The organism is Pelagimonas sp. (genome assembly GCF_058892305.1).
Genome location: NZ_JBZXVN010000007.1, coordinates 20716 through 43364 on the forward strand (window position 1 = coordinate 20716; position 22649 = coordinate 43364).

The 22649-nt window shown below is 56.3% G+C and carries 21 protein-coding genes; 11 read left to right on the plus strand and 10 right to left on the minus strand.

All coding sequences use genetic code 11. The features are described from left to right. Positions 1-122: 122 nt before the first annotated feature. The 4 genes from AC5EFR_RS03185 to AC5EFR_RS03200 form a co-directional block, all read right to left on the minus strand. Positions 123-2297 (minus strand): esterase-like activity of phytase family protein, encoded by a 2175-nt coding sequence (locus AC5EFR_RS03185; RefSeq protein ID WP_493574517.1) that lies wholly within the window; start codon positions 2295-2297, stop codon positions 123-125. Between the two features lie 87 nt (positions 2298-2384). Continuing rightward, positions 2385-4343, minus strand: a complete 1959-nt coding sequence (locus AC5EFR_RS03190) for a vWA domain-containing protein (protein WP_493574518.1) — start codon at positions 4341-4343, stop codon at positions 2385-2387. Further along, complete coding sequence (locus AC5EFR_RS03195; protein ID WP_493574519.1) at positions 4340-4882, minus strand: RNA polymerase sigma factor; 543 nt, start codon at positions 4880-4882, stop codon at positions 4340-4342. Before AC5EFR_RS03195 ends, AC5EFR_RS03190 begins: the two co-directional genes overlap by 4 nt. A gap of 65 nt (positions 4883-4947) precedes the next feature. Then, the gene (locus AC5EFR_RS03200; RefSeq protein WP_493574520.1) at positions 4948-5736 is read right to left on the minus strand and encodes a hormone-sensitive lipase; all 789 of its coding nucleotides are present in this window, start codon (positions 5734-5736) and stop codon (positions 4948-4950) included. Positions 5737-5819: 83 nt separating this feature from the next. On the opposite strand from AC5EFR_RS03200, the gene AC5EFR_RS03205 reads away from it, so the two are divergent. The 3 genes from AC5EFR_RS03205 (at position 5820) to AC5EFR_RS03215 (ending at position 9338) form a co-directional block, all read left to right on the plus strand. Continuing rightward, positions 5820-7283: an NAD-dependent succinate-semialdehyde dehydrogenase gene (locus AC5EFR_RS03205; protein WP_493574521.1), complete on the plus strand. Its 1464-nt coding sequence runs from the start codon at positions 5820-5822 to the stop codon at positions 7281-7283. Positions 7284-7448: 165 nt separating this feature from the next. After that, a complete protein-coding gene (locus AC5EFR_RS03210) occupies positions 7449-7922 on the plus strand; it encodes a tRNA (cytidine(34)-2'-O)-methyltransferase (protein ID WP_493574522.1) in 474 nt (157 codons plus the stop codon). A gap of 213 nt (positions 7923-8135) precedes the next feature. Next, positions 8136-9338: a M24 family metallopeptidase gene (locus tag AC5EFR_RS03215; RefSeq protein ID WP_493574523.1), complete on the plus strand. Its 1203-nt coding sequence runs from the start codon at positions 8136-8138 to the stop codon at positions 9336-9338. A 1-nt stretch (position 9339) separates the two neighbouring features. Here the strand turns inward: AC5EFR_RS03215 and AC5EFR_RS03220 are convergent, their stop codons facing one another. After that, on the minus strand, positions 9340-9930 hold the full coding sequence (locus tag AC5EFR_RS03220) for an NAD(P)H-dependent oxidoreductase (protein WP_493574524.1): 591 nt from the start codon (positions 9928-9930) through the stop codon (positions 9340-9342). A 100-nt stretch (positions 9931-10030) separates the two neighbouring features. Here AC5EFR_RS03220 and AC5EFR_RS03225 point away from each other — a divergent pair, with 100 nt between their 5' ends. Then, positions 10031-10609, plus strand: coding sequence for a TetR/AcrR family transcriptional regulator (locus AC5EFR_RS03225; protein WP_493574525.1), 579 nt, complete (start codon positions 10031-10033; stop codon positions 10607-10609). A 46-nt stretch (positions 10610-10655) separates the two neighbouring features. Here AC5EFR_RS03225 and AC5EFR_RS03230 read toward each other — a convergent pair whose 3' ends face one another. Beyond that, positions 10656-11582 (minus strand): LysR substrate-binding domain-containing protein, encoded by a 927-nt coding sequence (locus AC5EFR_RS03230; protein WP_493574526.1) that lies wholly within the window; start codon positions 11580-11582, stop codon positions 10656-10658. Positions 11583-11743: 161 nt separating this feature from the next. Between AC5EFR_RS03230 and ugpB the strand changes: the two genes are divergently transcribed. The 7 genes from ugpB to AC5EFR_RS03265 all read left to right on the plus strand — a co-directional run bounded on the left by ugpB (position 11744) and on the right by AC5EFR_RS03265 (position 19515). Then, the gene (gene ugpB / locus AC5EFR_RS03235; RefSeq protein ID WP_493574527.1) at positions 11744-13048 is read left to right on the plus strand and encodes a sn-glycerol-3-phosphate ABC transporter substrate-binding protein UgpB; all 1305 of its coding nucleotides are present in this window, start codon (positions 11744-11746) and stop codon (positions 13046-13048) included. A gap of 79 nt (positions 13049-13127) precedes the next feature. After that, entirely contained in the window at positions 13128-14009 is an 882-nt protein-coding gene (gene ugpA / locus AC5EFR_RS03240; protein ID WP_493574528.1) for a sn-glycerol-3-phosphate ABC transporter permease UgpA, read from the plus strand. Further along, on the plus strand, positions 14009-14860 hold the full coding sequence (gene ugpE / locus AC5EFR_RS03245) for a sn-glycerol-3-phosphate ABC transporter permease UgpE (RefSeq protein ID WP_493574529.1): 852 nt from the start codon (positions 14009-14011) through the stop codon (positions 14858-14860). Before ugpA ends, ugpE begins: the two co-directional genes overlap by 1 nt. A 12-nt stretch (positions 14861-14872) precedes the next feature. Further along, entirely contained in the window at positions 14873-15928 is a 1056-nt protein-coding gene (locus AC5EFR_RS03250) for a sn-glycerol-3-phosphate import ATP-binding protein UgpC (protein ID WP_493574530.1), read from the plus strand. Between the two features lies 1 nt (position 15929). Continuing rightward, the gene (locus AC5EFR_RS03255) at positions 15930-16904 is read left to right on the plus strand and encodes a glycerophosphodiester phosphodiesterase family protein (protein ID WP_493574531.1); all 975 of its coding nucleotides are present in this window, start codon (positions 15930-15932) and stop codon (positions 16902-16904) included. A gap of 3 nt (positions 16905-16907) precedes the next feature. Continuing rightward, entirely contained in the window at positions 16908-17819 is a 912-nt protein-coding gene (locus AC5EFR_RS03260; RefSeq protein WP_493574532.1) for an HAD-IIA family hydrolase, read from the plus strand. Next, positions 17737-19515 carry a Na/Pi cotransporter family protein gene (locus AC5EFR_RS03265; protein ID WP_493574533.1) on the plus strand — a complete coding sequence of 593 codons (1779 nt, stop codon included), beginning with the start codon at positions 17737-17739 and terminating at the stop codon, positions 19513-19515. The genes AC5EFR_RS03260 and AC5EFR_RS03265 overlap by 83 nt, the downstream gene beginning before the upstream one ends. Here AC5EFR_RS03265 and AC5EFR_RS03270 read toward each other — a convergent pair whose 3' ends face one another. The 4 genes from AC5EFR_RS03270 to AC5EFR_RS03285 are packed head-to-tail and all read right to left on the minus strand — an operon-like array spanning position 19516 to position 22638. Further along, the gene (locus tag AC5EFR_RS03270; RefSeq protein ID WP_299938009.1) at positions 19516-20508 is read right to left on the minus strand and encodes an ABC transporter ATP-binding protein; all 993 of its coding nucleotides are present in this window, start codon (positions 20506-20508) and stop codon (positions 19516-19518) included. Further along, positions 20505-21554: a Gfo/Idh/MocA family protein gene (locus tag AC5EFR_RS03275; RefSeq protein ID WP_493574534.1), complete on the minus strand. Its 1050-nt coding sequence runs from the start codon at positions 21552-21554 to the stop codon at positions 20505-20507. The genes AC5EFR_RS03270 and AC5EFR_RS03275 overlap by 4 nt, the downstream gene beginning before the upstream one ends. Then, positions 21551-21802: a hypothetical protein gene (locus AC5EFR_RS03280; protein ID WP_493574535.1), complete on the minus strand. Its 252-nt coding sequence runs from the start codon at positions 21800-21802 to the stop codon at positions 21551-21553. The genes AC5EFR_RS03275 and AC5EFR_RS03280 overlap by 4 nt, the downstream gene beginning before the upstream one ends. Next, the gene (locus tag AC5EFR_RS03285; RefSeq protein WP_299938001.1) at positions 21799-22638 is read right to left on the minus strand and encodes a carbohydrate ABC transporter permease; all 840 of its coding nucleotides are present in this window, start codon (positions 22636-22638) and stop codon (positions 21799-21801) included. The genes AC5EFR_RS03280 and AC5EFR_RS03285 overlap by 4 nt, the downstream gene beginning before the upstream one ends. Positions 22639-22649 lie beyond the last annotated feature (11 nt).

Consider the following 22649-nt stretch of genomic DNA (forward strand, 5'->3'; position numbering starts at 1 on the left):
TGCTTCGCGTTGACCGGAGGGTAGTCAAATAATGCGTTGCGACAACCTTTTAGGCCCTGTCCAAACAAACGCCCCACGAAGAAACCTTCGCGGGGCCCTCATTTTTAGGTTTTTAAATCGACTTAAAACTTACCGATTGACCAGAAAAAGGTCTCGCCGGAGCTATCATCAACACCATCATTGTCGGTGCTGACAAAGGTTGTCCCGTCCTGCAAGATCGCCAAACCTTCAACCTTGTCGGTGACATAGCCACCAAAGGCCTGCAGATCGGGGATAAGATCGCGGACCTCTTCTTTGGACACAACCGGCAGATCACCACCCAGCTTGGCTGGCACCATCTCGGCCAATGGAATGCGGTAGATTTTCTTGGTCACCACATCTGCACCGATTTGGTTGTCACGTTCGATGACATAGACAAAATCGCCATGGGCCACGATCTCTGACAAACCAACCCAACCCTTTTTAGGCTCGGCCTTGGGATAGTGAACAGCGCCCCATTCCTTGGTCTCAAGGTTATAGGACACAAGCTTGACATGGTTCTTGGGGTCGTCTTTCCATTCGCGCTGAACGGCCATCCACAGGGTGTCGCCAACCTTGGTGATCCCTTCGAAACCAAAACGCTTTTCAACCGCCATCAACGCAGCGGGAAGGCCGATTTCCTGCTTGTGGCTTTTGATCAGACCATCAGCCGTAACGTGATAGATCGCATGGGGAATGGCGCGATCAGTCCGCCCTTCGGAGGCGAGATAGAAACCACCTTTGCCGTCCAATGTGATCCCTTCAAGGTCAAGCTTTTGCGCCGGGGCGCCATTGGCGCGGTGAACGCGGATCACGTCAACAATCTTGGCCGGTGTCTGGCTTGGATCAATCTTGAAGATCGACGGTTGGAAGCCGTAAAAGCTGTCATTCACAGCGTAAATCATGCCGTTTTCGTCGGCGACCATGCCCGAAATCGCGCCCCAGCCGATCAACTCTTCGGCCCCTTTTGAGGTTAGGGTTGGATATTGCGCCGCCGCGTCCTGCAATTCGAACAGCATAACATGGGCACGCGGGCCGCCATCTTCGATCAGGTCTTTTTCATTGGCAGACACCAACAGATTACGCTCTGGCAGGGCCACATAGCCCTCTGGGCCGACACCCGATGGCAAAATCTGTTTCAGAACCGGATTGGCCAGATCGGTGACGTCATACACCCCAACGGCGGACCCACGTTCAGAGCCAACAAACACATAAGGCGTGTCACCAAATTTGGCGAATTCAATGCTTTCCGGTTCAACACCTTTGCTATCGGATCGCTTGTCGGGGTAGTGGCCGATCTGAACCAAAGCGTGCTCAAAACTCACGCCGCTTTCATACACAACCGACCCGTCTTTGTGAAAGATCGTCCAGCCGCGCGAACCGCCGTCCATGTCGCCCTCGTTGGCGGTGGCAAAGTGATCACCATCAATCCATTTCACCGCATCCGGTTCACGCACCACAGCCTTTTGGCTTTCGGTAAAGAGAAGCGCGCCGCGTTCATCCGTGGCGTCGATCCCATCAAGGTCAACAGCCCCAGCAGAGAAGTGATTGAGCACCTCACCGTCTTTGGAGACCACAACCAAATGGTTGTTTTCCTGCATGGTGACAATGATTTCACCGTTTTCGTTGATATCAACAAATTCGGGTTCTGGGTCTTCTGGCGACACCTCGGCCAATCCGGTCATCTCAACCTTGTTAAGCGTATCGCAATCCAACACACCTTCGGCGGTCAGACCAATGGTGACCAGAAAACCCGCAGGCAACTGCCCGGTACGCCCATCGCCCAAATCTTCGTCACGCTCGTTTTCTATTGCAACGGCGGCAAAGGAACCGTCCTTGGCAATCGCAACGCTATCGGGTTGTCCGCCAAGATCACAGCGATCGGTTTCAAGACCATCGGCAATGTTGATCGACGCCAAAAAGCCCGACGGATCGGTGTAGCTTTGTGATGTGTTTACGCCCACGATGGCAAACCCACCAGCAATACCAACCGATGTCGGTTCGCCGTCCAATGCGATATTGCCAAGCGGCTTGGGGTTGCTGGCGTCGGTGATGTCGATGCGACCCAAAACGCCAAGCGGGCTATCGGTATACACCAATGTATTGCCATCCGCCGTGGCTGCGATGATCTCAGCCGAGGTTTCGACACCACGTCCGTCGGCATCGGCGATGTTCAATGGTGTGGCAAAGCTGGCGATGCGGTTGAAATTCATATCCGCCAGCGCAGAGTTGGCACAAAGCGCCAAGGTGCTGGTCAGGCAAAGCGTACGAAAAGGCATAGGATCCCCCTGTCATGTGGTCCACACGCGGCAATCGTTGGAATTCGTAACAGGGGGATGACGCTTTTGTAACCGTGTGTTGAATTGTTAACGCGACAGACTCTCGCCCAAGCGCATTAGGGTGATCGCCTCTTGGCGATATCCATAGGGGTCCGCGCCCTTAGCCCCTTGCGCCAAGGCGATAGCCTCACCAAAGGACCAATCACCAATAAGATCAGACCCACGTAGGATTTGCCCGAACCCGGCAATCGCCAGAGCGAAATTAGCATCTGGCAAGGGGGGCGTATCGGCCAAAATCGGGGCTTCGATCAGCTGGCTTTTATCCTCGCCCGGCGCTTTGTAGCGCAAGCGCAAGAACCCCAACTCATTGCTGTTTGCTGGTTCTGGCGCTGTGCCATAGCGCAGCGGATCAGTGAGCCGCGCATCGGACCCGACCGGCGTGATCTCATAGATCGCCGTGACCTGATGGCCCGCGCCAATCTCTCCGGCATCCACTTTGTCATTGTTAAAATCTTCGCGGTTGAGCGCGCGGGTTTCATAGCCAATTAGGCGGTATTCGGCGACCAAAGCCGGGTTAAACTCGACCTGAATTTTCACATCATCGGCAATCGGCACCAAGGTCCCGGTGAGCTGATCCACCAGCACCTTTTGCGCCTCGGCCAACGTATCGATATAGGCCGCCATGCCATTGCCGGTTTGGGCCAGTGCCTGCATCGTTGCATCATCCAAATTGCCGCGCCCAAAGCCCAGAACCGAGAGGTAGGTGCCGCTATCGCGTTCCTTGGCGATATAGGTTTCGAGTTCATCAGGATCATGAATGCCGATGTTGAAATCACCATCGGTGGCAAGGATCACACGCGATACCTCACCCTCCTCAGCCATCTCCTTGGCGGTGGCATAGGCCTGTTGCAAACCGGCCTGCCCAGCGGTGCCGCCACCGGCGTGCAGGTTGTCCAGTGCCGCCAAAATAGTGTCGCGATCTGTGGCCGGGGTCGGGTCCAACACCCGCCCAGCGCTCCCGGCATAGGTGACAATCGAGACGCTGTCGTTTTCGGAGAGCTGCCCCAGCATCAGGCGAAAACTTTGCTTCAAAAGTGGCAGTTTGTTGGGTTGATCCATGCTTCCCGAGGTGTCGATCAGAAAGACAAGGTTCATCGCCGGGCGTTCGGCCGGCATCGTCCCTTGAAGGCCGATATGAACGATCTGAGTGCCGTCTTTCCACGGTGTATCGGACACGCCAATGCTGGCCTTAAACGGCTGATCGCCAGTTGGCGCCGGGTAATCGTAGGAAAAGTAATTCACCATCTCCTCGATCCGCACCGCGCCTTCAGCGGGCAAAGTGCCATAGGTCAGCGAGTTGCGAATGATCGACCAACTGGCGGTATCGACATCAATCGAAAAGGTCGACACCGGGTCTTCTGCCGTGACTTTCAGCGGGTTGTCCTCGGCCTCGGGGAAGGCTTCGGTGTCGGCTTGGGGCGCAACGATCATGTCGCGTAGCGGTTTCGCCAAATGCGCCGGTGCTCCAGCGGCAACACGCGATTTGGCCATCGGTGACGGGGACGGCGCAAAGGTGACGTCCATGTCTGTGGAAAATTGCGTATCAGCGACCTCGTCTCTTACAATGCCAATTTCGGCAGCTCCACTCAAAGCAATCCCATCCGATTGTGCTGCTGGGGCCTCTTCGACCTCAATCAATGGCGCGTCGGGGCGAGCCTTACTTTCGGCGACTACCAAGTCGGAGCCGGTTGGCATATTGTCCCGCAGCACCGGCACAAACACCACCAATCCCAAGGCGGCCAAAGCCGTGGAGGCGGTCAAAATCCCTTTGGTTGAAAAATGGGCAATCATGTTTCGTACTCCTCTAAACAGCCCCGTTTGGGGGTCTTCAGAGGTCAGACGCGCGTCATTTCCATTTCCTTGGCGAGAAAATTGTAAATCATCAAAATTTTCTAGGGCGAGCGCAAAATTCTCGGCTTTGCGGGTGGCATCCGGCTCGGGCGTGGCCGCATCCAGCGCAGGTTTGAGATCGTCAAATTCACTCATAGCTCGGCCTCCTTCATCGCTTTTAGCTTCTTCTTTGCCTCGGACATGCGCCAGCTTATCGTGCCTTCGGAGACACCCAAAATCTCGGCCACTTGCGCGTGATTTAATCCTTCAAGCACCAACACAAGCGTTTCGCGCAGCTCGGGCGGGGTGAGCGCATCCATCGCAAGCCGCAACCAATCGGTGCGCTCTTGTGCTTCGGCCTCGGCGGCGCGGCGCGACACTTCCCAATCTCCCCAACCACTTGCGGCTTTGGCATGGGTTGATCGACGCCGATGCCGATCGCGCGCAGCGTTCACGACTATCCGGTACAACCATGTCGTGACCCGCGCATCACCGCGAAAATTAGACAGTTTCGCAGGCAAGGCGGCACAGACATCCTGCACCAAATCCTCGGCCTCAGCCCGATTGCCAGATAGCTTGAACGCCAAGCCAAACATGCGATCATAGACACGGGACAAAAGCGTTCCAAACGCCTCCCGGTCTCCATCTGCCGCCGCAAGGGCCAAGTCTTCATCACTCGTTGTCATACGCATCATGTGCATTGGACGCAGCCCACTGCACAATCCTTGGAAACCTTACCAAATTTTTTCGATCTTTGTGATCAGCCCAGCAAATCGCGGGTCATATCGCTGTTGAGATTGGCCAGCGCCTCGATCACATCAAAATGGTTTCGTCCGGTCACAACCTGATGGCCACACCCCCAGGCCTCGGCCAACCAACGCGCTTGATCCAAGAACACAGGTCTTTCATCGCCACCGACCCAAACCGTGACGGGCGCGGTTGGTTTTGGTTGGAAAATCGGGCTTTCGGCTTGGGCTTCGGCCTCATCAACGCGCAGATCGCTGTTCATTGTGAGTTGCATAAGGGGGCGCAAATCGGACACCGGCGAAATCGGCTGAACCTTGGCCAAGCGGGCGGCGATATCATCGGGCAACACCCCCGGCGCGCACATCCGCGCCACCAAATGACCACCGGCAGAATGCCCCGACAGGCGCACAGGCCCGTCAATTTCCCGTGCCGCGACCGTGACGGCATTGGCGATCTGGCGAGTGATGTCGCCAATACGCACCCGTGGACACAGATCATACGACGGCATCGCAACGGCCCAGCCGTTAGCCTGTGCACCCGCCGCCAGATGTGACCAATAGGACCGGTCAAATTTCATCCAATACCCACCATGCACAAAGACAACCAAACCCTTGGGCGTCCCTTCTGGCATGAACAAATCCAAAACCTCGCGCGTGCCATGACCATACATCAGGCCAAGCCGCGCCCGCCCGGTTAACGCCTGTGATTTGCGAAAGGCATCGGCCTCCGCCTCCCATTTTGCAGGGTAGCTTTCCCCGTTCGGAATATACGGGGCATTGGCATAGGCGTCATCTAGGTCCATCGGGTCTTCTCATTTGGCTATATACATTCACTTCACCAGATGCTCTGCCTCTTGCCAAGCAAGAAACGTCCCAAGGAACTGACATGACCACCAACCTAAAAAGCCTGCTCAAAGATCCGTCGCTGTTGGAAACCCGCGCCTACATCAATGGTGCATGGGTCGACGGCCAAGGTCAGATTGACGTCGACAACCCGGCGCGCGGTGACATCATCGCACAGGTGGCCGATCTGTCACGCGACCAAGTCGCCGGGGCCATTGACGCCGCCTATGTGGCGCAAAAAGAGTGGGCGCAATGGACGGGCAAAGAGCGCGCCAATGTGCTGCGCAAATGGTTTGATCTTTTGATGGCGAACCAAGACGACCTTGCCACCATCATGACCGCGGAACAGGGCAAACCACTGGCCGAGGCCAAGGGCGAGGTCGCCTATGGCGCGTCTTTCATCGAGTTCTTCTCCGAAGAGGCCAAGCGCATCTACGGCGAAACAATACCGGGCCACATGCGTGACAAACGCATTATGGTGATGAAGCAGCCGATCGGCGTTGCGGCCTCGATCACCCCGTGGAACTTTCCCAACGCGATGATCACTCGCAAGGCCGCACCTGCGCTGGCGGCTGGCTGTGCCTTTGTTGGCCGGCCCGCGTCGGAAACCCCGCTGTCGGCTTTGGCTTTGGCGGTTTTGGCGGACCGCGCGGGCATCCCCGCCGGTGTGTTCAACATCCTTCCCGGTTCCGACGCGTCAGGCATCGGCAAAGAGTTCTGCGAAAACACCAAGGTGCGCAAGCTGACCTTTACCGGCTCGACCGGCGTTGGTCGTATCCTTTTGGCCCAAGCCGCGCATAACGTGATGAAATGCTCGATGGAGCTGGGCGGCAACGCGCCGTTCATCGTGTTTGACGATGCCGATGTGGATGCCGCCGTTGACGGGGCCATCATCTGCAAATTCCGCAACAACGGCCAAACCTGCGTCTGCGCCAACCGCATCTATGTGCAATCCGGCGTCTACGACGAATTCAGCGAAAAGCTCGCTGCGAAGGTGTCCCAAATGAAAGTCGGCGACGGGCTAGAAGCCGGTTCCGAACTCGGGCCTCTCATCACCCCGGCGGCGATCCAAAAGGTTCAAGATCACATCGCCGACGCCAAAGCCAAGGGTGGCGAAGTTGTCTTTGCCGGCGAAACCCCGCAATCGCCGGGCAACTTCCTCGCCCCGACCATCATCAAGGGCGCAACCCGCGACATGGCCGTGTCGACCGAAGAAACCTTTGGCCCGCTTGCCCCGATCTTCAAGTTCGAGAGCGAAGACGAAGTTATCGAGCTTGCCAATGACACCATCTTTGGCCTCGCCTCCTATTTCTACGCCAAGGACCTAAGCCGCGTTTACAAGGTTGCCGAGGCGCTGGAATACGGGATCGTTGGCGTGAACACCGGCCTCATCTCAACCGAAAATGCCCCCTTTGGCGGCGTTAAACAATCCGGTTTGGGGCGCGAAGGCAGTCACCATGGCATCGAGGATTACCTCGAACTGAAGTACGTCTGCCTGACGGTCTAATCTTTGTGGCCAGCCGGGGTTTTCTCTGGCTGGCTGTTTCCAAGACGGGACCGTTACAGCCCTTTAGCACTCACTAAAGTTGACATTGCTAAGCGCCCCTTCCTCAGGATAACAGGTGACCAACAACCGGCCTATTCTGCGCCTGTAATCACAAAGGCCCACCCAATGTCTGATGAGCGCATGAAAATCGTATTGGTCACCCCGGACATTCCGTACAACACCGGTGCCATCGGGCGGACGTGTTTGGCGCTAAATCTTGAGCTGATTTTAATCAAACCCTATGGATTTTCCATCGAAGAAAAGGCCGTGCGTCGGGCCGGGATGGACTATTGGAAACATGTTGAGCTAAGCGAATACGACGATTGGGACAGCTTTGTAGAGGTACGTAAACCAGCCCGCGATCGGTTGTATTTCTTTGAAGAGCACGGCGCGCAAACCATATACGAGCCGCACTACCATAAAGATGCTTACCTTGTTTTCGGCTGTGAAACCAAGGGGCTGTCTCCGGAAATCCTTGCCGGCAATGACGATCGGGTCTTTAACTTGCCGATGCTTAACACGCGTGTTCGATCGCTAAATTTGGCCAATGTTGCGACGGCCGTCATCTATCAGGCCATGCGACCCCAGCTTGGGGGCTAATGTCCGCTCCAAACTTGATCGCTCGGACATCAACGGCCTGTGACGTTGCGCTTTTGGGTCGAACCCACTTGCCAAACCGAATGTCCTCGGTCACCATCACGACCGGGTAGACGATGGCGTCGTCAGTTATATGCCCCTTTCCGTCCTGCACGCCGGGACCTTGCTTTGCCAACTGGCGGGGGAAGGTTCCCCAGCCAATCACAGGAGGGTTTCATGGAACGTCCCCAACAGTATCGTTTTCACCAGGGTGAAAAAACGCGTCCCTTTGCCGACGCGGAATATGATTCACGCTTGGCGAAACTGCGCGCCGAGATGACCGCCCAAGGCGTTGACACCTGCGTTTTCACCTCGATGCACAACATCGCCTACTATTCCGGGTTTCTCTATTGCAGCTTTGGCCGCCCCTATGGCCTCGTCGTCACACCAACCGAAAGCGTCACGATCAGCGCGGGCATCGACGCTGCTCAGCCGTGGCGGCGCAGCCATGCCGACAACATCACCTACACCGATTGGCAGCGGAACAATTATTGGCGCGCGATCCTATCCGTTACCGGGCCGGGCAAGGTTATCGGTTATGAAGGCGACCACCTGACCCTTGCTCAAAACGCGCTGCTGAACGAATTCCTGTCCCCAAGCGCGACGCATGACATCGCTCCTTCCACCATGCGCCAGCGGATGCATAAATCGGCGGCTGAGATTGATCTGATCCGGCATGGTGCGCAGGTTGCCGATGTGGGCGGCTTTGCAATCCGCGACGCGATCAAACCGGGCCTCCGTGAGATCGACATCGCCATGGCCGGTCGCGATGCAATGGAGTTGGAAATCGCCAAACGGTTCCCCGATGCGGAGTACCGCGACACATGGGTGTGGTTCCAATCGGGCATCAACACCGATGGGGCGCATAACCCTGTGACGGCACGCGCATTGCAACGTGGCGATATCCTGTCGCTCAACACATTCCCCATGATTTCAGGCTATTACACCGCTCTTGAACGCACGCTTTTTGTGCAAGAGGTCGACGCCGCCAGCCTGAAAATTTGGGAGGCCAATGTCGCCGCGCATGAATATGGGATGTCCTTGCTGAAACCCGGAGCGAGTTGCAGCGACATCACCGAGCAAATCAACACCTTCTTTGCCGAACGCGATTTGCTGCAATACCGGACCTTTGGCTACGGCCATAGTTTCGGCGTTCTGTCCCATTATTATGGGCGCGAGGCCGGGCTGGAATTGCGCGAAGACATCGACACAGTCCTAGAACCCGGCATGGTGATCAGCATGGAACCCATGTTGACCATTCCAGAAGGCCAACCGGGGGCCGGAGGATACCGCGAACACGATATTCTGGTGATTACCGAGGATGGCAACGACAATATCACCGGCTATCCCTATGGCCCTGAAACCAACGTGGTTGGCTGATCTACTGACCAAGGCGGCCAAGCTGACCCATCTTGGCCGCCCATTTATCGACCTGTCCGGGCTTGGGTGATCCAGCTTGGGCGAGCCAAGTAAACCGCGTCGGTTTGATGCCCACAAAGTCCATCACCTGTTTTTTGATCTGCTTCTGAAAAGCATCGCCATATACAAGTCGCTGAAAGATGCGCGGCGTATCAGAGGTGATGATCACCCGCCCGGAGCGCCCAGTTAGCATTGGGCCCGGTAGCCCAAGGAAGTTGGGGTTGCGGGTGTCAAACGCCCGCCCGGTCATCAGCGCCCGATCAAACAAAGCCTTGGTTTTGGCCGGATAACTCCCCCACCACATCGGCATGGTCATCACCAAATGATCGGACCATTCAATCCCCTGCATAAAACTTTCCAAATCCGGCTCTAGCGGTTTGGTGTGTCGGTAATGTGTTTGTCCAAAGTCTGGATCAAACGACATTTGTGACAATGACATCGCTCGGACATCATGGCCGCCGCTTTGGGCTGCGGCTTGGTACGTGGTCGCCAAATGCGCGTTCAGCGTGTTGGCAACGGGGTGGGCATCAAAGACGAAAATTTTGTGTGACATGGGGCTCTCCACTAAAATGACTACGGTCAATATTCATCAAAAATGACCACGGTCAATAACAAATTTGACCATGGTCACAAAATCGTGCAAAGGTGACGCCATGACCAAGACCATCCAAAAACGCACCCTAAAGACTCGTGCCAAACTGCTTGATGCTGCGCGGCAAGTTGTTGAAGACATGGGATATCCCGGATTGCGCACCGAAGAGGTCGTGAAACGTGCCGGCACAGCCAAAGGGACATTTTTCGCCCATTTTCCCGACAAGGACGGGCTACTCGATCATCTGATTGGCGCGGATATGGATGATATTTTGGAAAAGATGCAGGCAAAAGATGCGCCTCAAACGGTTCAAGACCTCATTGATTCGCTCATGCCCTTGGTGCGCTATATGGCGGCCGAACGGGTGGTATTTGACGTGATTATTCGTCGCTCAGGGGCCGCCGCTATCAAAGATATTGGGCCGATTGCCGTGACGTTTGAACGGCAATTCATCTTGTTCACAGATTGGATGCGAACGCCGCAGTTTCGCCAGGATGTTGCGCCAGAATTGCTTGCCGAAGGGGTGCAGGCCTTTATTGTTCAGGCGATCGCTCTGAACTTTTGCGCGCTCCACAATACCGTCGACCTACCCGATCGCCTTGGCCCCTATTTGGTGGCTTGGCTCACGCCCGGTGCCTGACCCACAGGCCTTTGCTATCCTAGCGGACCGAGAGGATTTTGATCCCTTAGCTGGTCATGCGGGCGGTTTCGGGGGGCGCTTCTGCCAAAAACGGGGTGAGACTGTCGACAAAGGCGTCGATGAAATCCAGCACAACCGGAGTACGCGCGCCGGTGGCGGGTCGCAAGATCGACAAGCGGTGATAGATTTGCGGATAAAACGGCCGGATCACCAAACCGCGCCCGCGAAATTGTTCGGCGTCTAGGGCGCTAACCACCGACGCGCCCATGCCTTCGGCCACCATTGTGCAGGCGGTTGTGAACTGGCGCACTTCGATCAGGCTGTTTATTTCTAGTCCTGCATCGGAAAATGCCCGACTAAGGCGATAGTAAAACCGACTGTCCCGACGCGTGTGAATCAACCGCTCATCAGCCAAATCTACCGGGCTGATCCGCTGTTTTTCCGCCAAAGGGTGGCCGTTGGGCAGAATGCAGACCGACTTGATATATAAATCTTGGCTTTCGGTGGCCGGGTGTCCGGCAAACCCATCGGTCAGCCCACAATCGTATTGTTCGCCGATGATCCATTCCAAAATCCGCTCTGGCCGATCCGGTTCCAATGTCACCGTCACACCGGGCCGGTCATGCAGAAAATCGACCAACACTTTGGGCAAATGGCTGGTAGCGAAACCGGGCAAACAGGCAATTCGGATGTGTCCGGCGGTGCGTTCGGTTAGGTCACGGCGCAAGTCTTCGAGGTGATCCAACCCATCCAGAATACGGTTCACTTCGGTCAACAAATAGCGCGACTCACTTGTCGGTTCGAGCACCCCGCGCCGCCGCTCAAACAACTCAAATCCGATTGATTTGGCAAAATCCGATAGCAAACGGCTCACCGCGGGCTGTGACACGCCTAAATTTTTTGCAGCCCGTGTAATGTTCCCGGCTTCTGCCACGGCGCGAAACGCTTCCAGCTGTCTTAGTTGAAATTTCAATGACTTACCCCCCTTTTCACCGCCTTAAATCAAGGCACTCTCACCCCATAACTATAATATCATGTTATGTCAGATTTACAAATGTTTCACTTGAATTATCTTTTCGCTTAGCAAATGCTCAGTTTCACAACGACATTTTGTTGCTGTCAGGGAGAGACACAATGACCTTCACCAAATCGCTTTTGGCGAGCACCGCATTCATGGGTGCCCTCGCCAGCGCTGCCTATGCGCAAACCGAAGTCACATGGTGGCACGCTATGGGCGGGGCCAACGGCGAACGCGTTGATAAAATCGCCGCCGATTTCAACGCGAGCCAGTCCGACTATGTTGTGACACCCGCCTACAAAGGCAACTACACCGAAACCATGACCGCTGCGATTGCCGCCTTCCGCGCGGGTGAACAGCCGCACCTGGTTCAGGTTTTCGAAGTTGGCACCGCAACCATGATGGCCGCCAAAGGCGCAATCTATCCGGTTGAACAGCTGATGTCAGACGCGGGTGAACCATTCAATGGCGACGATTATCTGCCGGCGGTTGTGTCCTACTACGAAACGCCCGAAGGCCAATTGCTGTCGATGCCGTTCAACAGCTCAACGCCGGTTCTGTGGTACAACGCCGACGCGCTCAAAGCCGCCGGTGTAGAAGCACCGACCACATGGGATGAGGTTGAAACCGCCTCTGCCGCTCTGGTTGCCAATGGCATGAAATGCGGAATTTCCTTTGGCTGGCAGTCCTGGGTTATGCTGGAAAACTACTCCGCATGGCACAACATGGAGCTGGGCACCAAAGAAAACGGCTTTGCTGGGTTTGACACCGAATTCACCTTTAACAACGACAAAGTTGCGGCGCGTTTGCAATCGGTTGCCGACATGCAGGCCGACAACAAATTCGTTTACGGCGGGCGTCGCGGTGACAGCCTTCCGATGTTCACCAACGGTGAATGTGGCATGTGGATGAACTCGTCTGCCTATTACGGCTCGATCAAATCGCAAGCCAAGTTTGAGTTTGGTCAGACAATGCTGCCGCTCGACACCAAGCTGGCGGATGCGCCGCAAAACTCGATCATTGGTGGCGCGACCCTTTGGGCGCTGGCCGGTCACGAGGCTGACGAATACAAAGGTTTGGCCAAGTTCCTGACCTACCTGTCTTCGCCAGAGGTTCAGGCTTGGTGGCATCAGGAAACCGGTTATGTGCCGATCACCAAAGCCGCCGCAGAGCTGAGCGCCGAGCAAGGGTTCTATGAAAGCAACCCCGGCACCGACACCGCGATCAAACAGCTGAGCTTGAACACACCGACGGCCAATTCGCGCGGTCTGCGCTTTGGTAACTTTGTTCAGGTCCGCGACGTGATCAACGAAGAAATGGAAGCTCTCTGGGCTGGCAATATCTCGGCGCAAGAAGCGCTGGACAACGCCGCCAAGCGTGGCAACGAATTGCTGCGCAAGTTCGAGCGCTCCGCCAAGTAACTCACCGCCCTCCCGGTGAACCGGCCCGGCGACCCTTGTGTTGCCGGGCCATTTTCCACTCTGATCAATCCGAGACACGATGCTCAAGCGCGTTCACTTTCCGGCCTCCGTCCTGCCTTATCTGCTGGTCGCGCCGCAGGTCATCATCACGGTGATCTTCTTCATCTGGCCCGCCAGTCAAGCGGTGTATCAGTCGTTTCTGATCGAAGACGCCTTTGGCCTCTCGACCGAATTCGTCTGGTTCGAAAACTTCGAATATCTGTGGGGCGATAGCCACTACAGAAGCGCCTTTGGCCGGACGATCTTTTTCTCTGCGGCTGTGGCCTTTCTCTCGATGAGCTTTGCGCTCATCCTTGCCGGGTTTGCCGATCGTATCGTGCGCGGAGCCACCGCCTATCGCACCTTGCTGATCTGGCCCTATGCGGTTGCCCCGGTTCTGGCTGGCGCGCTGTTCCTGTTCATGTTCAACCCGACCATCGGCATCTTTCCCTATGTGCTCGATATGGTTGGATATGATTGGAATCATTACCTAAATGGCTCTCAAGCCATGTTCCTCGTCATCCTCGCCGCCGCGTGGAAACAGGTTGCCTATAACTTCCTCTTCTACCTCGCTGCAATGCAATCAATACCCAAATCGATCACCGAAGCCGCCGCCATTGATGGCGCGGGTCCGATCCGCCGCTTTGCGACGATCATCTTCCCGCTGATCTCACCCACCACCTTCTTCTTGTTGGTGATCAACGCCACCTACGCGTTCTTTGAGACCTTCGGCATCATCCACGCCGTGACCCAAGGCGGCCCGGCCAATTCGACCACCACGCTGGTCTACAAAGTGTTCAACGACGGGTTTGTCGGCCTCGATCTTGGCGGGTCGGCTGCCCAATCCGTCATCCTGATGATCCTGGTGATCGGCATGACCGTCATCCAGTTCCGCTTTATCGAGAAAAGGGTGCAATACTGATGATTGAGAACCGCCCCCTCCTCGCGATCTCATCGCATCTCATCCTCTTGCTTGGGGTGGCCATGGTCGCCCTACCGGTCTGGATCACCTTTGTTGGTGCCAGCCACGAGGCCGAGCGTATGCTGCAAACCCCGATCCCCATGTGGCCGGGCGACCAGTTCTTTGTGAACCTCAAACAAACGTTCTGGGGCTCGGGCCTGTCGGGGACCGCGACCGCGCCGGTCTGGATGATGATGTTCAATTCGCTGATCATGGCGCTGATGATTGCGATCGGAAAAATCGCCATCTCGCTTTTGTCGGCCTTTGCGATTGTCTATTTCAAGTTTCCCTTCCGCATGGGTTTCTTCTGGATGATCTTCATCACCCTGATGCTCCCGGTTGAGGTGCGCATCCTCCCAACCTTCGAAGTCATCGCCAACCTCGGCATGCTCAATAGCTATTGGGGCCTCACCGTGCCGCTGATCGCGTCGGCCACGGCGACCTTTATGTTTCGCCAAGTCTTCCTCACCATTCCCGATGAAATGCTGGAAAGCGCGCGGATTGATGGGGCCGGACCGATGCGGTTTTTCTGGGACATCGTGATCCCGCTGAGCCGCACCAATATCGCCGCGCTCTTTGTGATCTTGTTCATCTACGGCTGGAACCAATACCTCTGGCCGCTCTTGGTTACCACCGATAGCGACATGTCGACAATCGTGGTTTCGATCAAGCAAATGCTTGAAGCGGCTGAACAATCTCCGCAATGGAATATCATCATGATGACCGCCCTCCTCGCAATGATCCCTCCGATCTTTGTGGTCATCGCAATGCAAAAGCTCTTTGTGCAAGGGCTTACGGAAACCGACAAATAGGACGACGCAGCAATGGCTGGTATCAAGCTAGACACACTTACGAAATCCTACGGTGACACCGAGGTCTTGCACCACATCGACGCAGAGATAAATGACGGCGAATTTGTCGTCATTGTCGGCCCGTCGGGCTGCGGGAAATCCACGCTTTTGCGTATGGTGGCGGGGTTGGAATCCGTCACATCCGGCGATGTCTACATCGGCGACAAGCGGGTCAATGATCTAGAGCCAGCGGATCGCGACATCGCAATGGTGTTCCAGAACTACGCGCTTTATCCGCATATGAGCGTGCGCCAAAACATGGCCTATGGGCTGAAAATCCGCAAGCTTTCCAAGGATGAAATTGACCGCCGCGTGCGTGAGGCAGCCGATATTCTTGAGATTGGCCAATACCTTGACCGCAAACCTCGTCAATTGTCCGGCGGTCAACGCCAGCGCGTTGCCATGGGCCGCGCCATTGTCCGCGACCCACAGGTTTTCCTATTTGACGAACCCCTGTCCAACCTCGACGCCAAGCTGCGCGTGCAGATGCGGCTCGAAATTCGCAAGCTGCAAAAACGCCTTGGCGTGACCTCGATCTTTGTGACCCATGACCAAGTCGAAGCCATGACGTTGGGGGATCGTTTGATGGTTTTGAACGCTGGCTACGTCGAACAATTCGGCACGCCGATTGAGCTTTATGAACGCCCGGCATCGGTGTTTGTTGCCGGTTTCATCGGGTCACCGGCGATGAATTTCATCCCCTGCAACGCGTCGGGAACAAGTTTGACCATGCCCAACGGCATCGGCCTCGACACAAGACAAACCGCCACTGGCAAGGTTTTACTTGGTGTGCGCCCCGAACATCTGACGCCCGATGCCACCGGTCATTTTAAAATGACCATCGAGATGCTCGAACACTTGGGCGGTGTTACCCTTTTGCACGGGATATTGGACGGCACAGACATCCAAATTGTTGCGAGCCTAGAAGGCATTACCCAGCATCAGATTGGCGAAGTGCTGACTTTGTCAGCGCCAACAGAAAAGCTACATCTCTTTGATGAGGCGACTGAAAAACGGATCGGAGACTGATATGTCCGACCCTCTTGCCCCCCTGCGCAAAGCGCCCGGAATTGTCCGTCTGCACGGTCATCGCGCCGCGCGCGGCATCTTGCCGGAAAACACGATGATGGCATTCCAGCACGTGTTTGACACCGGGGTTCAGGTGGTCGAACTGGATGTGTTATCAACCGCTGACGGCGTTCCCGTCATCACCCATAATCCGCGTCTAATGGCTGCCTCGACTCGTGGCCCGGATGGGCAATGGTTGGCGGGCGAAGGGCCCCGGATTTACGATCTGACCTTTGAAGAGCTGCAACGCTATGACATCGGCGGATTGCGGGCCGGAACCGATTACGCCAACCGCTATCCCGATCAGGCCTTTTTGACCGGTCAAACGGTGCCAAAATTGACTGATTTGGCCGAGATGGTGACCCAACCGAGCTATGGCGACATCTGGCTGAACCTTGAGGTCAAAAGCCACCCCGATGAGCCGGAAAACACGCCACCGTTGATGGAATACACCGCGTCGATCATCGACGTTTTGGAACGGCACGACCTCATGAAGCGTGTTATTTTTCAAAGCTTTGATTGGCGCATCCTAAGTTGTGCAAACAACATCGCCCCCAATCTGCCTCGTTCTCATCTCAGCTATGAGGCCAAACCAAATGCCCCGATGGACGCCAATATCATCGACGGATCTGACTGGATGGCGGGGGCGTCGCGGGCCGATCACGGTGGGTCCCTTCCGCGTTTGATCGCGGCCATGGGTGGCTCGGTTTGGTCGCCCTATTTTGCCGATATTCGCGCCGATGAGGTCGCGTTGGCCCAAGAGCTTGGCCTGATCGTCAACGCCTGGACGGCCAATGAACCCGCCGATGTTCAAGCTGCGATTGATGCTGGTGTTGACGGGATAATCACCGACTATCCCGGCCGGGTTCAGCGTCAATTATTGGCGCAAGGGCTAAGTTGGCGTGAGGATTTCCGTCCTTTCGCGCAAGCAGGTTAACCTTTGGATTTTACGAAAGAAATATCCACGGATTGGGCCTTTGATCGCTACGAAAGCATCCGCCCGCGCCTCCCGGTTGCCACATGTCCCAAAACCTCACGCCATGCAGACAACCTTGCCGACTTGGCCGAGCATTTTGACGCCTTCGTCCTTGATGCCTTTGGGGTTCTCAACCGGGGTGAAGAACCGATTCCCGGCGCGCCCAACCGCATTGCTGAACTCCGCAAGATGGGCAAAAAGCTTGTCGTATTGACCAATGCAGCCAGCTATACGCGCAGGCAACTGCTTGAAAAATATCACCGTTTGGGGTTCGACTTTACCGCGGCCGAAGTCGTTTCAAGCCGTGACGTTGCGCTCGCCTCGCTCCCCCTTCTTCTCGATGGTCGCCCATGGGCGGCAGCCTCACTTGCAAATGATACCTTTAGCGACAGCCCCTTTGCTCTGCAGTCCTTGCATGACGACCCCGACCTTTATGAGCGCGCCGGTGGGTTCATTTTGCTCTCAAGTGGCCGTTGGACCGATGCCGATACCAACCGTCTTATCGACGCACTAAGACGCGAGCCGCGCCCGTTGATCGTAGCCAATCCGGACCTAGTTGCGCCACGCGACACAGGGTTGAGCATTGAACCGGGCACCATCGCCCATGACATCGCGGATGCGACCGGTATCCAGCCGTCTTTCTTTGGAAAACCCTTTGGAAACGCCTTTCATGTCGCTTCTTCGCGATTGCAGGGCGTTCCAAGTCGTCGCATTGCCATGGTTGGCGATACGCTGCACACAGATATTCTAGGTGGGGCCGCCGCCGGGTTCGGCACGGTTTTGATCACTGATCATGGGTTGTTTCAAGGGCGTGACACCGCGCCTTTCATCACCCGCTCGGGCCTTTGCCCCGATTGGATCGTCCCCACAACCTGAGGCCGCTGGCCCCGCACTAACAACGACAAGAGGCACGAACGCCCTGATTACATTCCTGATTCATATCGCCGGAGCCGCAGCGCTTTTGATCTGGTCCGTGCGCCTTGTGCGCACCGGGGTTGAGCGCGCCTTTTCCGTGCAACTGCGCCTATGGTTGCGCCGCTCGTCCCAAAGCCGCATCCTTGCCGCCGCCACCGGAATGGTGGCCGCCATGATGTTACAAAGCTCAACGGCCGTGGCGATGTTGGTGTCCAACTTCGCTGCCAAAGGGGCGCTGACCGGGGCGGTTGGTTTGGCGATATTGCTGGGGGCTGATCTAGGATCGGCCATTGTGGCTCAACTCCTGCTGGTCAAACAAACCTTGCTGATCCCGGCTCTATTGCTGGTTGGTACTGTCCTTTTTCTCAAGTCAAGTCAACGCCGTCTGCGCCAAACCGGGCGCATCTTGATCGGTTTGGCGCTGATCTTTGTCTCGCTCGATATGCTGCGTGCCGCCACCGCCCCGATTATGGATAGCCCCGGCGCGCTCAGCATCCTGACCTATCTTCAAGGCGATCTTTTGTCGGCCTTTGTGATCGGAGCGCTTTTTGCATGGATGGTGCATTCTAGCGTCGCCGCCGTGTTGGTCTTTGTCACAGCCGTGAGCCAAGGCGCGCTTCCGGTTGAGGCGGCGATGGCTATGGTTCTGGGGGCCAATCTAGGTGGGGCGATGATCGCCGTTATCCTGACCCTCGCCGCGCCGATGCCCGCCCGTCAAATTGTCATGTCAAACCTTGCCCTGCGCGGCGGCGGGGCGGTCCTTGCGCTTGCCGCTTTGATCTTGACCCCAACCACGTTTGACTGGCTCGGGCAATCGGGGGGCGGCCGTGTTGCCAATCTCCACCTGGCTTTCAACGCTTTGCTTTGCATTCTGGCCCTGCCATTCACTCAAAGCCTGCACCGGTTGGTCAGCCGGCTGATGCCGCATTCCTCACCGGATGACCAAGTTCGCGCCACGGCGCTTGACGACGCGGCGCTGGCGCATCCAAGCCGCGCGCTTGGCTGTGCGGTGCGGGAATCTTTGCAAATGGGTGTGCGGATCGAGGACATGTTGACAGCTGTCAACTCTCTCTACATCTCGTGGGATAACACAACGCGCGCTACCATTCATGCGCATGAACAGGCCGTGCGCCACATTCAGAAAGATGTAAAACTTTACCTCGCCAAACTGAACCGCCAAGAGCTTGATGATGAGATCATCAAGGGTGCGATGGACCTGTCTCTATTGACAACCAACCTTGCGGCGGCGGCGGATTTGGTTGGGAGGCGCATGGTTCAACTGGCGTCAAAAATGGAACATGAACAGCTTAGCTTTTCTGCCGAAGGGCAACGCGACATTGCCGATTTCTATGACCGTGTTCTGGCCAATGTGCAGCTTGCTCTTAACGTGATGATGACCCGCAACCCCGACGAAGCCCGCGAGCTGGTGGCCGAAAAGGACAACATTCGCCGGATCGAACAAGAGCTGCAACTCAAACACCTCGGCCGTCTCAACCACGGGCAAATCGGCAGTATCGAAGCCAGCAATATCCATCAGGAAACCCTGCGCGTTTTGAAACAGGTCAACACCTGTTTCGCCATGACGGGCTATCCGATTTTGGAGGAAACAGGCGACCTTTTGGAAAGCCGCCTGACCGATACGCAGGTTTCGCGCTAATTACATCCGCTGACCCGCGTCATCAAAGAAGAAGCGTTTTTCAGCTGGGGCCGAAACACGTAGTTCATCCCCGATCCGCGCGCCATGTTGTCCAAACAAGCGCAGGGTGATGTCATGATCCCCGGCCTTGAGGATCACATTGGTGTCGCCCCCCAAAGCTTCGACATGGGTGACGGTGCCACTGATGTCTCCGACGGCATCAACACGCAGATCCTCGGGGCGAATGCCAAGGGTGCGCGGGTCAGCGCCATCCACCAGAGAGGCCGGCAGAAAGTTCATCGACGGGGCCCCGAGGAAACCGGCGACAAACTGATTGGCGGGGTTGTTGTAAAGCTCCATCGGGCTGCCGACCTGTTCGACGCGACCATCGCGAAGCACGACGATTTTGTCGGCAAGGGTCATGGCTTCGGTCTGATCATGGGTCACATAGATCATCGAGGCCGACAGTTGCCGGTGTAGGTTTGAGATTTCAATCCGGGTATTCATCCGCAGCGCCGCGTCGAGGTTCGAGAGCGGTTCATCGAACAAGAATAACTTGGGCTGACGGACGATGGCGCGGCCAATCGCGACACGTTGACGTTGCCCCCCCGAGAGTTCCGAGGGGTAGCGAGTGAGATACTCTTCGAGGTTGAGCATACGCCCCGCTTCGGCCACACGGGCGTCGATTTCCTCTTTGCTTTGGCCCTCTTGCTTGAGCGCGAGGGTCATGTTGCCCCGCACGTTGAGATGCGGATAAAGTGCGTAGCTTTGGAATACCATGGCGATGCCACGCTTGGCCGGAGGGGTGTGATTGACCACCTCGCCACCGATTTCAACGGTGCCGGAACTGGCGTCTTCTAGCCCGGCGATGACGCGCAGCAAGGTGGATTTACCGCAGCCCGAGGGGCCGACAAAGACGACAAACTCACCGTCTTCGACCTCAAGGTTGATGTCTTTGAGCACATGGGTTTTGCCAAAGGATTTGTTGACGTTTGTGAGGGACAAGGCGGTCATTGGGTGGTCTCCTTGAGCGGGGCAGATAGCGCAACAGGCGCGCCCGTGCGGATGCTTTGATCGGCGGCAAGGCAAATCGCCAGCGATTGCACCGCGTCATTCATGTGTCGGGTTAGGTCGATGTCTTCGGCAATGGCGCGGATCATATAGGCCTGTTCGGCGTCACATAGATCTTGATGACCCGGTTCATCGGGCAGGTCGATCAGCGTGTCACCATCGGGGCGATGCACCAAAAGGCCACCCACGGCGGTGTGCCCGTCAATATCGGCCGAGGCCCCCTTGTTGCCATCGGTGATCGACACCGAGCCATTTGGGCTCACGACGTCTTTGACGAAAAACGCGGTTTCCGACATCATCGGGCCCCAGCCCGCTTCGTACCAGCCAACCGATCCATCATCGAATATGACCTGAAACTGGCCGTAATTGTACATATTGGGGTCGATCTCATCCGACAGGCGCAGGCCCATGCCATGCACGCGCACCGGCGTGGCGTCGGTGATCTGACACATGACATCGACGTAGTGCACACCACAATCCACGATAGGAGATGTGGTGTGCATGAGCGCTTTGTGCGTTTCCCATTCCGCGCCAGAGCTTTGTTGATTGAGGTTCATGCGAAAGACAAACGGGCCACCCAAATTGCGCGCCTCTTGGATCAGACGGACCCAAGATGGGTGATGGCGCAGGATATAACCGACCACCAATTTGCGCCCTGTTGCCTTGGCCTTGGCGGTGACGCGGGCGGCGTCGGCTACGGTCATCGCCAGAGGTTTTTCGACAAAGACATGCGCCCCGGCCTCCATCGCGGCAATGGCAAAATCGGCGTGGGTTTCGGTGTAGGTGGCAACAACGACAAGATCGGGTTTGGTATCGGCTAGCGCCTGATGGAAGTCCGCAAAGATTGGGTAAGATTGCAGATCGCGATGGCCAACGGTGCCCGAGCGGCTTACCAGCCCCACAATCTGGGAATCTGGGTTAGCATGGTGGGCCAAGGCATGGCTGGCCCCCATATTGCCAAGCCCGGCGATGAGAACGCGTAGGGTCATTTCACCACCTCGGGGTCATTCAGGCAGCTAATCATCTGATTACCATATAGAATGTGTTTGGCCCGGGTCGCGCACATCGCCCGTAAAACCGTGTTGTAAACCGGGATCATACGCCGATCACATTCCGGCTTCTTGGGGTCCACAACCGCAACAACTTCGACACTATGGTTGCCAAAGAGCCATTTCTGACCGCTGTTCGATTGGTCTTTGGCACAGGGACAAACAAGGGCAACAACGCGTTTGGTCATTTCACCGCCCCCGATGTCAGGCCGCGGATCAGCTGGCGGGAGAAGATCACATAGAGGATCAGCACCGGTAGGATCGCCATCGACAAGGCCGAGAGCACCGCGTTCCAGTCGGTGACAAACTGGCCGATGAAGACTTGTGAGCCGAGGGTGAGGGTTTTGACCTCTTCCGCCGGGGCAAGGATCAGCGGGAACCACAGGTCGTTCCAGATCGGGATCATGTTGAACACCGCGACGGTGGCCATGGCCGGGCGCACGAGGGGCAGGACGAGGCGGAAGAAGATGGTGTATTCGGACAAGCCGTCAATACGACCGGCGTTTTTGAGGTCTTCGGAAACCTGCCGCATGAATTCCGAGAGGATGAAGACCGCGAGCGGCAACCCCTGGGCCGTGTAGACAAGGATCAGCGCCCAGAGCGTGTTCACCAGCCCAGTTTGCACCATCATTTCAAGGATGGCGACGGTGCCGATACGGATCGGGATCATGATGCCGAGCGCCAGATAGAGACCCATCAACATGTTGCCTTTAAAGCGATATTCGCTAAGCGCATAGGCGGCCATGGCCCCGAAAAGCAGAATGAAAAATAACGAGCCAACGGTGACGATAAAGCTGTTTTGAAAGTAGAGAAAGAAATCGCCCTGTTTCAGAACGGTTTGATAGCCAACCAGTGAAAAGCTTTCGGCATCTGGCAGGGCCAGCGGTTCGCGAAAGATCTTTTTGCGGGTCTTGAAGCTATTGATCAGGATCACAAAAACCGGAAACAGCGCGATGAGCGTGTAGGCGATCAAGGCACCATGCATGGCGATGGCGTTGAACGGATTTGAGCGTGCTTTGTTCATCTTTTCGCCTC